The following is a 10,411-nucleotide window of genomic DNA, read 5'->3' on the forward strand; positions in this document are numbered from 1 at the left end:
CCCCGGCACGCATGCGGCACCTCTTGGACGGCCCCGCCGGAACTGGTCAGTCGCACGGTCGAGCCGGCCTGGGGCCCATGTCTCAGGAAGCCCCCGCCGTTCTGCCCCGCCGCCGACGCCCCGCAGGAACGAGGAGCCCGCGCAGGTGCTCCCTGCTGCAAGCCCCGCCTGCAAGCCCCGGTGCTCATGGCCCGAGGCCGCCGGCCTCACGGATCGGGTGATCCGCTCTGGCGAACCGTCCCCGTGCCGCCGGGTCGCATCTCCCGCCGGCACAGGCACCGCACACCACCCCACCGCACGACGCCTCGCGACAGCGCCCCTCGACGGGTGATGCGAGGTAGGACACAAATCAGGTGCATAGGAATGTCAAGGCAGGCCCGCTCCCCTCCCCGCCCAGGTCGGGTGTTCCCGAACTGGGCACCGACCTGCCCAGCCNNGCCGGGATGGGTGGGGAGGGGCTGGGGGTGGGGGTCGGAAAGTCCGAGCTGGGGATTGGGAGGGGAGCACGCCCGGCCGTACAGCCCTTCTTGGACCAACGGCGGGTGGCGTCCCGACCCCCACCCCCAGCCCCTCCCCGCAAGGGGGAGGGGAATGCGCTCACGCGCTCATCACCTGCTTCACGGTCTCGACGAGCTGCTTGAGGCTGAAGGGCTTGGGCAGGAAGTTGAAGGCCTCGCCGTCGGGCAGGTTCTTCTTGAAGGCGTCCTCGGCGTAGCCGGAGACGAACACCACCTTCAGGTTCGGGTGCAGCTTGCGCAGCTCGCGCAGGAGCGTCGGGCCGTCCATCTCGGGCATCACCACGTCCGAGACCACGAGGTCGACGGGGCCGCTCTCCTCCATGACCTGGAGCGCCTCGACGCCGGACGCCGCCTCGAGCACCGTGTAGCCCCGCGCCGTCAGCGCCCGGGCGTTCACGGCGCGCACGGGGTCCTCGTCCTCGACGAGGAGGATCGTGCCCTGGCCCGTGAGGTCGGCGGCGGGCTTCTTCGCCACCTCGGGCTTGGCGGCCTCCGCGATCTCCTCGGCGGTCGGCACGTGGCGCGGCAGGTAGATCGAGAACGCCGTTCCCTTGCCCACCGTCGAGTCGACATAGATGAAGCCGCCCGACTGCTTCACGATGCCGAACACCGTCGACAGGCCGAGACCCGTGCCCTTGCCCACCTCCTTGGTGGTGAAGAACGGCTCGAAGATCTTGTCGATCACGTCCGCCGGCATGCCGGTGCCGGTGTCCGACACCTCAATGAGCAGGTAATCCGCCGCCGGCATGCCCGTGAGGTTGAGGCGGGCCGCCTCGTCGGCGAGCACGTTCGCCGTGCGGATGGTGACGCGGCCGCCGTCGGGCATGGCGTCGCGGGCGTTCACCGCGAGGTTCACCACCACCTGCTCGAACTGGTTCACGTCGGCCTTCACGGGCCACAGGTCGCGCCCGTGGCGCACCTCGAGCTCCACCCGCTCGCCGAGCAGGCGCTTCAGGAGCATGGAGAGGTCGGAGAGCACGTCGCCGAGATGGAGCACCTCGGGCCGCAGGGTCTGGCGGCGGGAGAAGGCGAGCAGCTGGCGCACCAGGCTCGCGGCCCGGTTCGCGTTCTGCTTGATCTGCATGATGTCCTGGAAGGCGGGATCCGTCGGCCGGTGGTTGGCGAGAAGCAGGTCCGAATAGCCGATGATCGCCTGGAGGACGTTGTTGAAGTCGTGCGCCACGCCGCCCGCGAGCTGGCCCACCGCGTTCATCTTCTGCGACTGGGCGAGCTGCTGCTCCACCTGGCGCTGGTGGGTGATGTCGAGGGCGTAGAGGATCGCCGTCTCGCCGTCCGCGTCCGTGTCGTTGACGGGGCTCACCCAGACCTGGGCCGAGCGGCCGCCCTCCCCCATGATCGCGACCTCCAGGGGAGCGAGGTCGCCGCGCCCGTCGGACGTGGCGACGATGGCGCCCTCCAGCACGGCGCGGTCCCGCTCCGTGATCACGGAATAGACGGTGGGCCCCTCGGTGCCGGCATCCGTGCGCGGCAGGGTGCCGAAGAGGCGCACGAAGGAGGCGTTGGAGCGCAGCACGCGGCCCGAGCGCGAGAGCGTCGCGATGGCGACGGGCGTGTTGTTAAAGAAGCGGGCGAAGCGCACCTCCGCGGCGCGCTGGCCCTCGGCCACGTCCTCGCCGGGCGAGCGGTTGAGCACGAGGGTGCGCGAGGCGCCGGGCTGCCCGTCCTGGCCGAAGGCGACGCGGTGGAACACCCGCACCGGCAGGGACTGGCCACCGCGCCGGCGCATGTCGAGGTCGAGCATCTCGGTGCGTACGTCGCCCGGCGCGCCCGCGATGGCGGTGAACATGCGCGCCATGTTGGCGGGCAGCACGTCGTGGATCGACAGCCCGCCCGAGCCCACCTTGGCGAGGTCGTGGTCGAGCCACGCGGCGAGCGTGGCGTTCATGTAGACGATCGAGCCCGACGGCTCGATGGAGAGGAAGCCCGCGGGCGCGTGGTCGAGATAGTCGATCGCGTGCTGGAGCTCCTGGAACACGTTCTCCTGGCGCTCGCGCTCGCGGGTCACGTCGAGCACGGTCCACAGCGCCGCGATGCGCCCGCCCGGCCGCGGCAGGGGCCGCACCCGCACCCGGTACCAGCCGAAGCCCGCGCTCCCGTCAAGGCCCGGGGCGACGCGGATCTCCTCCATGGCGAAGCGGCCCTCGCGGGCGGCCTGGGCCAGGCGGTAGATCCCCTCCGACACCTCGGGGGAGCCCGTGAACAGGCGCTCGACCGTGCGCAGGTCCGCGAGCGTCTCGGCGCCGCACAGCGACAAGTAGCTCTCGTTGGCATAGGCCACGCGGCCCGTGTCCTCGACCACGAGCACCCCGTCGGGGGCGGTATCGACCATCGCCTTGGTGATGTCGTTGCGCGCGCCCTGGCCGGCGAACTGCACGGCCCCGATGGCGAAGGCGAACAGGAAGAACACCCCCGCCATGGCGAGCAGGGCGAGGAGCACCAGGATGATCTGCTGCGCCCGCTCGTTCGACAGGAAGCTCAGGCCCACCGCCGCCCCGACCAGAAGGCCGGCAAGCAGAAGCAGCAGGCCGACGTGGCCCGGCCTGTCCGACCGATCGATGGCGGATGTGCGCGACGTCTCGCTCGTGGGAGCCATGAAAACGCTAGCTTTGTTTCAGGTACCGTTATGCCGGACCGCGCGGGCGCCGCAAGCGAAACCCGCGCCCCCCGCCCGCCTATTCGCCGCCCTCCACGGGCTTTTTGCCCGCGCACCCGAACGAGCGAGCGCCGCCGCGCTCCCTCCCCCCTTGCGGGGGAGGGCTGGGGTGGGGGGTGACGGCGGTGTCCTGTCCGAGAAGGTCACCAGCCGAACGATCGCGGTTCATCCTTGCTCGGCACCGCCGTCACCCCCCCCCCTAACCCCTCCCCGCAAGGGGGAGGGGAACATGTTTCGCCTCCTGCGTACGGTCGGCTGCGTGGGGGCGCCTGGGCGGCGAAGCCGATCCGCATCCCCCATCACCCGGCCCGCCGGCGCAGGGTCATCACGTAGCCGATCACCTCGGCCACGGCCTTGTAGTGCTCCACGGGAATCTCGGCGTCGACCTCGACGGTGGCGTGGAGGGCGCGGGCGAGGGGCGGGTTCTCGATGACGGGGACGCCGTGCTCCGCGCCCACAGCGCGGATGCGCAGCGCCAGCGCGTCGACGCCCTTGGCGACGCAGACCGGCGCCGCCATGCCGCTCTCGTAGCGCAGCGCCACGGCGTAGTGGGTGGGGTTCGTGACGATCACGGTGGCCTTGGGGACGGCTGCCATCATGCGCTTGCGCAGGCGGGCCCGCGCGATCTGGCGGCGGCGGCCCTTGATCTCGGGATCGCCCTCCTCCTGCTTGTGCTCGTCCTTGAGCTCGCGGCGGGTCATGCGCTGGCGCGCCTGCCAGGCGATGCGCTGGTAGATCGCGTCGCCGAGCGCCAGGAAGGCGAAGATCGCCAGGATGCCGCCGAGCAGCTTCAACGCGAGCACGAGGGTGGTGGCAAGCAGCGCGTGAGGGTCGAGGCGCGCCATCCCGTCGAGCCGGTCGCGCTCGCCCCACAGGATCGAGGCCGCGACGCCGCCCACGATGCCGATCTTCGCGAGGCCCTTCACGAACTGGACGATCGCCTCCTTGCCGAAGATCCGCTTCATGCCGGCCATGGGCGACAGGCGCTCGAATTTCGGGGTCAGGGGCTCGAAGGTCCACAGCAGGCGGTGCTGGATCGCCGTGCCCGCAAGCCCCGCCAGCATGGCGAAGCCCAGCGGCAGGGCGAGCGCCCCGAACAGGGCGCCGAGCGCGTGGCGGAAGGCCGCCGTCATGCCGGCCCCGTCGGAGGGGACCTGGTGGGCGTTCATGAGGAAGCCGCGCAGGTCGAGGGCGAGGTTGCGCGAGAGCGGGCCGGCGAGGATCATCAGCCCCAGGGCGAAGCCGCCAAGCACGAAGAGGGTGTTGATCTCGACGGATTTCGCCACGTCGCCGCGCTGGATCGCCTGCTCCAGGCGTCGTTGGGACGGCTCCTCGGTCCGATCGTCGTCCTCGACGTCCTCACCCGCCATGGCTCAGCGCCCCCCGAGCTGGCTGATGAACTCGCCGAGATTGTCGACGAACACGCTCATCATGACGGCGAGCACCGCCAGCATGACGAGCATGCCGATCATGATCGTGGCCGGCATGGCGAGGAAGAAGATCTGGAACTGGGGCATGAGGCGCGAGAGCACGCCGAGGCCGAGGTTGAACAGCATCCCGAACACGATGAACGGCGCCGAGATCTGCACCGCGAGCGCGAAGCCCTGCCCCACGGCCCGGATGGCGAGCACCGCGGCGTCCGCCGCCTCCGGCAGGCCCGCGGGCGGCAGCAGGTTGTAGCTCGACCGGATCGCCCCGATGGCGAGGTGGTGCAGATCCGTGGCGAAGACGAGGACGAGGCCGAGCAGGGTGAGGAAGTTGCCGATCGAGGCCTGCTGGCCGCCCACCGACGGATCCACCGTGGTGGCGAAGGCGAGCCCGAGCTGCTGGGCGACGATGGTGCCCGCCGTCTGGAGAGCGGCGAGCACCATGCGCACGCTCAGGCCCAGAACCAGGCCGATGGCGACCTCCCCGAGCAGCGTCGTCACCACGGCGGGCGCGGGCGCGCTCACGGGCAGCAGCGGCCGCGTCGCGGGGAACATGACGAGGGAGAGCGCGAGCGCGAAGGCCAGCCGGGCGCGGGCGTTGATCAGCTGCTCGCCGATCCCCGGCATGAGCATGACGAGCGTCCCCACCCGGGCGAAGGTGAGGATGAACGCCGCCGCGATCTCGGGAATCATCAGATTCATGGGCGCGCAGCATAGGGGCGCACGGGCCGCGATGCTGTGCCCGATTTGCCGCCCCTGCGGCGGGATGATCGAGCGGGTGCACGATCGCTCGGTCGCGCGGCGAGGCGTTCGCCCCGCCGCCCCCCCTCTGCCCCTGACGGGGCATCTCCCCCGCAAGGGCGGAGAGGGGACCGCGCCCCGGGCTCACCCTGCTCCCCTCCCCCTTGCGGGGAGGGGCTGGGGGTGACGGCGGAGGTGGAGCAGAACAGGGCACGCCCGTTCGGACGGCGACATCTCCGGTTGGATCACCGCCGTCACGCCCCACCCCAACCCTCCCTGGCAAGGGGGGAGGGAGCGTGGCGGCGGCGCTCCGGTCCCTCCCCTCACCCACCCGCGATGATCCGTTCCGCGATGCGGGTCATGTAGCCCGCCATGGCGTCGCCCATGAAGGGGAGCATGAAGAGGAGGGCGGCGAGTAGGATGAGCATCTTCGGGACGAAGACGAGGGTCTGCTCCTGGAGTTGCGTCAGCGCCTGGAGGAGCGAGATCACGAGGCCCACCAGGAGGGCGAGCACCATGAGCGGGCCGCCGACCTTGAGGAAGGTGAAGATGCCGTCGCGGGCGACGTCGATGATGGCGGGGCCGGTCATGGGGGTCCGTTCATGGGGAGGGCGGGAGCGCGCGGGCGGAAGCGCGCTTCAGATCGGCATCCGCATGATCTCCTCGTAGGCCGCGATCACCCGGTCGCGCACGGCCACCAGGGTCTCCAGGGCCGCCTCGCTCTCGGCCACCGCGGTCACCACGTCGACGATGTCGGCCTTGCCGGCGGCGGCGGAGGCCATCTGCATCTCGGCCTTGCGGCCCGTCTGCCCCACCCCGTCGAGCGCGCCCTTGAGCAGGCCGCCGAACTCGCCCGCGCCTCCGGCCGCCCCGGCGCCGGCCGTGCCGCCGGGGGCCTTCTTGGCGCCGAGGCCGACGAGGTTCTGGGTGGCGGCGTAGGCGCCGGCGCCGAAGGCGTTGATGGTCATGGGGCGGAGCTTTCGGGATCAGGCCCGCAGGATCTCGAGGGTGCGCGAGATCATGCGGCGGGTCGCGGAGATGAGGTTCAGGTTCGCCTCGTAGGACCGCTGCGCCTCGCGCATGTCGACGGTCTCGACGAGGGAGTTCACGTTGGGCAGCTTCACCCGCCCCTCGGCGTCGGCCGCCGGATGGCCGGGCTCGATGCGGGTGCGGAACTGCGTCTGGTCGGGCCGCACGCGCCCGAGCGCCACCACGTTCGCCTCCAGCTCCCGGTCGAACCGGTTCTGGAAGGTGGGGATCTTGCGGCGGTACGGGTCGGCGCCGGGGCGCTCGGCCGTGGAATCGGCGTTCGCCATGTTCTCGGCGATGACGCGCATGCGCCCGGACTGGGCCTTGAGCCCGGAGGCCGCGATGGAGATGGTCTTCAGGAAATCCATGGATCAGCCCTACCCGCGCTTGCCGACGGCGGTGCGCAGCATCTGGAGGCTCTTCTGGTAGAGCGAGGCGGCGAGCGCGTAGTCCTGCTGGTTCTGCGAGGCCTTCAGCATCTCGTCCTCGAGGTTCACCGCGTTGCCGCTCGGCGTGGTCTCGAACCGGCGGGCGTCGCGCGGGTCCTCGCCGCCGCGCATCGGCTGGGGCGCGATGTGGCCGGCCTCCGTCTGCTCCAGGCGTACCCCTGAGACCAGGGGCGAGCCCGCGGGGGAGAAGACCGGGGCGCGCAGGTCGCGGGGCTTGAAGCCCGGCGTGTCGGCGTTGGAGACGTTCTCGGCCAGGAGCTTCTGGCGGGACTGGTGCCAGTGCATCCGGGTCTTGAGCATCCCGATCAGGGGCATATCGCCAACGGACATGAGCGGCACTCGCAAGGGGAACCCGGCAAAAAATGCCCGGTCCATGGTTAACGGCGGGTTAAACCGCGGCACTTCGCACACGAGATAGATGTTGACGTTTCGTTTACCCGGTTGCTCCCCGGGGCGCGCGCGCCCATAAAGGCGCTGTATTTCAGTGCCCGCCGTCCCGGCGTCGTCATCACAGGGAACCCGCCGTGCTGTCCCAACTCGGCATCGAAGGCCGCCTGGTCCAATACCTGGTCGCCCTCTTCATCGTCCTCGTCCTCGTGGGCCTGTTCGCCCTGGTGCTCAGGCGCATCACGGGCGGGCGCATGGGCCTGTCCACGGCCGACCGGGGGCGCACGCGCCAGCCGCGGCTGGGCATCGTGGACGTCTACGACCTCGACCGGCAGCGCCAGCTCGTGCTCCTGCGCCGCGACAACGTCGAGCATCTCCTGCTCATCGGCGGGCCCAACGACGTGGTGGTCGAGACCAACATCATGCGCGTGGCGGCCGGCCGCCAGCCGCAGGCGGCGCCCGACGGCGGCCAGGCGCAGGCGCCGGCCCTCCCCGAGCGCATGCCCTCCCCGGCCCTGGAGGCCTACGCCCCGCCCCCGCCCGCGGAGAGGCCGCCTCAGGAGCGCCCGCAGGAGCGCCAGCCGCAAGACCGCGCGCCGAACGAGGGCCCCCCGCGCCCCATCCTCGAGCCCGCCGTCGGCGCCCGCGTGAACGCGGCCGAGCCGCAGGCGCCCGCCGTGGTGCCCGGCGATCCCATGAACGACATCGCGGCCCGCGTCCGCAGCCTGCGCCCCGAGCCGCCCCTGGTGGCCGACGCCGCGCCGGCCCAGGACCCGGTCCCGCCCCCTCCGCGCCCCGTCCCGGCCGGCGCCACCATCGCGACGCCGCGCCCGCCCGAGCCCCGGCTCGTGGAGCCCCGGCCGGCCCCGCCCGGCAACGGCGACGCGGACGTGATCTCCGACATGGCGCGCCAGCTGGAGCAGGCGGTCCGCCGCCCCGCGCCGGCCGGGGCTCCGGCGCCCGCCGCCGCCGCGCCCCCGCCCCGCATGGCCCCGCCGCGGCCGCCCGAGCCCCCGCGCCAGGCGCCGCCTGTGCCGCGTCCCGTCCAGCCGCCCGAAGCCCCGGCCCGCGCGGCACCGCCGCCGCCTCCCCCGCCGCCGGCGCCCGGCCCCGGCAAGGTCGATCCGTTCTCCGTGGACGAGATCGAGGCCGAATTTGCGCGTCTGCTCGGCCGTTCGCCCGACAAGACCTGACGCAGCGTGAGCGTCACGCCGCCGCGCGTGCGCCGCTTGCGCGGCGGACGCGGGCGCCCCACGGTCGTCGCCGCCCGCCCCTGCCGCGAATCACGCCCCCCATGAGCCGCCCCTCCCCGGCCGGCGCCGCCAGGCGCCCGCACCGCCGCATCGCAAGCCCTGCCGCCCTCGCCGCGGCGGCCGTCGCCGTGCTCGGCGGGGTTCTGCTCGCGGCGCCCGCGGCGGCGCAGTCCCTTACCCTCGATCTCGGGCCGGGCGGCGGCGTCACGGAACGGGCGCTCCAGCTCGTGGCCCTCGTGACCGTGCTGGCGCTCGCGCCCTCGGTTCTCGTGATGATCACCTCGTTCACCCGGATCGTGGTGGTGCTCTCGTTCCTGCGCTCGGCGATTGGCACCCAGACGGCGCCGCCCAACGCCGTGATCGTGAGCCTCGCCCTCTTCCTCACCGCCTTCGTGATGGCGCCGACGCTTCGCGAATCCTATCGCGTGGGCGTCGAGCCGCTGGTGGCGGGCCAGCTCCAGCCGGCGGAGGCCTTCGACCGGGGGATCGAGCCGTTCCGCCGCTTCATGCTGCGGCACGTGCGCGAGAAGGACCTGATGCTGTTCGTGAACCTCGCCCAGGAGGACCGCCCGGCCCGGCCCGAGGCCATCGGCCTGCACATCCTGGTGCCCTCCTTCATGATCTCGGAGTTGCGCCGCGCCTTCGAGATCGGCTTCCTGCTCTTCGTGCCGTTCCTGATCATCGACCTCGTCGTGGCCTCGATCCTCATGTCGGTGGGCATGATGATGCTGCCGCCCGTGACGGTGGCGCTGCCGTTCAAGCTCATCTTCTTCGTGCTCGTGGACGGGTGGAACCTGGTGGCGGGCTCGCTGGTGCAGAGCTACGGGCCCTGAGGGCGGCGCTGCTTTCCCACTTCTCCACCCTCGTCCCCCGCCTTCGCNNCAGGCTCTGAGGTGCCCTGCGTGAGCCCGGCCTCGAAGGGCGTTCAAGCGGTCTCCGGAGGGCTGTGGCGAGGTGGTGCGTGCTTCGAGACGCCTGCTGACGCAGGCTCCTCAGCATGAGAGGTGTTGGGAGCAAGCTGGATCAGCGTCCAACCCCTCTCCCCCTGGGAGAGGGGAGTTCCCGCCTCAGGGGCGTTGCCGCGCCGGGTTGCCGACGACCGTCGCGCCCACGGGCACGTCCCGGGTCACCACGCTGCCCGCCCCCACAATGGCGTCGTCGCCGATAGTGACACCCGGCAGGACGATCGCCCCGCCGCCGATCCAGACGTTGCGGCCGATCCGGATCGGCCGGCCGCTCTCCAGCCCCGCGCGCCGGGCCACGGGATCGCGCGGGTGGTCGGCGGTGAGGATCTGGACGGCGGGGCCGAACTGGCATGCATCGCCGATCTCGATGGCCACCACGTCGAGGAGCACGCAGCCGAAATTCATGAACACGCCGTCGCCGAGGCGGATGTTGTAGCCGTAGTCGCAATAGAAGGGCGGCCGCAGCACCACGCCCGTCCCGACCCGGCCGAGAAGCCCATCCAGGATCTCGCGGCGCCGGGGCTCCTCGTCGATGCCCGTGCCATTATAGGCGTGCATCAGGCGGTGGGCCCGGGCGGCGTCGGCCACGAGCTCGGGGCCGCTCGCATGATAGAGCTCGCCCGCGAGCATCTTCTCCTTCTCGGTGCGCCCGTCGGCTCCGGTCATGGCTGTCTCCCTGCTCTGTCGGCGGGGGATAACGAGCGCCTTCGGCGCGGGTTCTTGCGCTCCATCCCGGATGGGCGTCCCGCTGGTGCGGGACTTGTCCGGGACAGCGGGGGAGGACTCTTCCGACACCCTCCCCCGCTGTCCCGGACAAGAGGAGCGCAGCCGTCAGGCGGAGCGGATCGCCGATCCGGGATCCAGCCCTGCATCGAGCGCCGCGCAGCGGCTCCTCCGGGCCCGCGAAGGGCCCTGGACGGGCATAAGGTGCGCCTACGGCGCAGCAAGTTGCGCTGGATCCCCTTCCC

General features: G+C 71.9%; 10 protein-coding genes. 2 read left to right on the forward strand and 8 right to left on the reverse strand.

The genetic code is table 11. The features are described 5' to 3' along the window. Positions 1-597: 597 nt before the first annotated feature. The 7 genes from cckA to flgB all read right to left on the reverse strand — a co-directional run bounded on the left by cckA (position 598) and on the right by flgB (position 7,168). Entirely contained in the window at positions 598-3,132 is a 2,535-nt protein-coding gene (gene cckA, locus F0L46_RS22545) for a cell cycle histidine kinase CckA (protein WP_149821869.1), read from the reverse strand. A 359-nt stretch (positions 3,133-3,491) separates the two neighbouring features. After that, entirely contained in the window at positions 3,492-4,562 is a 1,071-nt protein-coding gene (gene flhB, locus F0L46_RS22550) for a flagellar biosynthesis protein FlhB (RefSeq protein WP_149821870.1), read from the reverse strand. A 3-nt stretch (positions 4,563-4,565) separates the two neighbouring features. After that, entirely contained in the window at positions 4,566-5,321 is a 756-nt protein-coding gene (gene fliR / locus F0L46_RS22555; protein WP_149821871.1) for a flagellar biosynthetic protein FliR, read from the reverse strand. 362 nt (positions 5,322-5,683) lie between these two features. After that, a complete protein-coding gene (gene fliQ / locus F0L46_RS22560) occupies positions 5,684-5,950 on the reverse strand; it encodes a flagellar biosynthesis protein FliQ (RefSeq protein ID WP_149821872.1) in 267 nt (88 codons plus the stop codon). Positions 5,951-5,998: 48 nt separating this feature from the next. Further along, positions 5,999-6,328, reverse strand: coding sequence for a flagellar hook-basal body complex protein FliE (fliE, locus tag F0L46_RS22565; RefSeq protein ID WP_149821873.1), 330 nt, complete (start codon positions 6,326-6,328; stop codon positions 5,999-6,001). Positions 6,329-6,346: 18 nt separating this feature from the next. After that, positions 6,347-6,757 carry a flagellar basal body rod protein FlgC gene (gene flgC, locus F0L46_RS22570; RefSeq protein ID WP_149821874.1) on the reverse strand — a complete coding sequence of 137 codons (411 nt, stop codon included), beginning with the start codon at positions 6,755-6,757 and terminating at the stop codon, positions 6,347-6,349. Between the two features lie 9 nt (positions 6,758-6,766). Further along, a complete protein-coding gene (flgB, locus tag F0L46_RS22575; RefSeq protein ID WP_149821875.1) occupies positions 6,767-7,168 on the reverse strand; it encodes a flagellar basal body rod protein FlgB in 402 nt (133 codons plus the stop codon). 194 nt (positions 7,169-7,362) lie between these two features. Here flgB and F0L46_RS22580 point away from each other — a divergent pair, with 194 nt between their 5' ends. Together F0L46_RS22580 and fliP are read left to right on the forward strand one after the other, a co-directional pair. Beyond that, positions 7,363-8,418, forward strand: coding sequence for a flagellar biosynthetic protein FliO (locus F0L46_RS22580; RefSeq protein ID WP_240540118.1), 1,056 nt, complete (start codon positions 7,363-7,365; stop codon positions 8,416-8,418). 101 nt (positions 8,419-8,519) lie between these two features. After that, a complete protein-coding gene (gene fliP, locus F0L46_RS22585; RefSeq protein ID WP_149821876.1) occupies positions 8,520-9,311 on the forward strand; it encodes a flagellar type III secretion system pore protein FliP in 792 nt (263 codons plus the stop codon). Between the two features lie 234 nt (positions 9,312-9,545). Here fliP and F0L46_RS22590 read toward each other — a convergent pair whose 3' ends face one another. Further along, entirely contained in the window at positions 9,546-10,109 is a 564-nt protein-coding gene (locus F0L46_RS22590; protein ID WP_149821877.1) for a sugar O-acetyltransferase, read from the reverse strand. Positions 10,110-10,411 lie beyond the last annotated feature (302 nt).

The organism is Salinarimonas soli (assembly GCF_008386575.1).
Taxonomy (GTDB): Bacteria; Pseudomonadota; Alphaproteobacteria; order Rhizobiales; family Beijerinckiaceae; genus Salinarimonas_A; species Salinarimonas_A soli.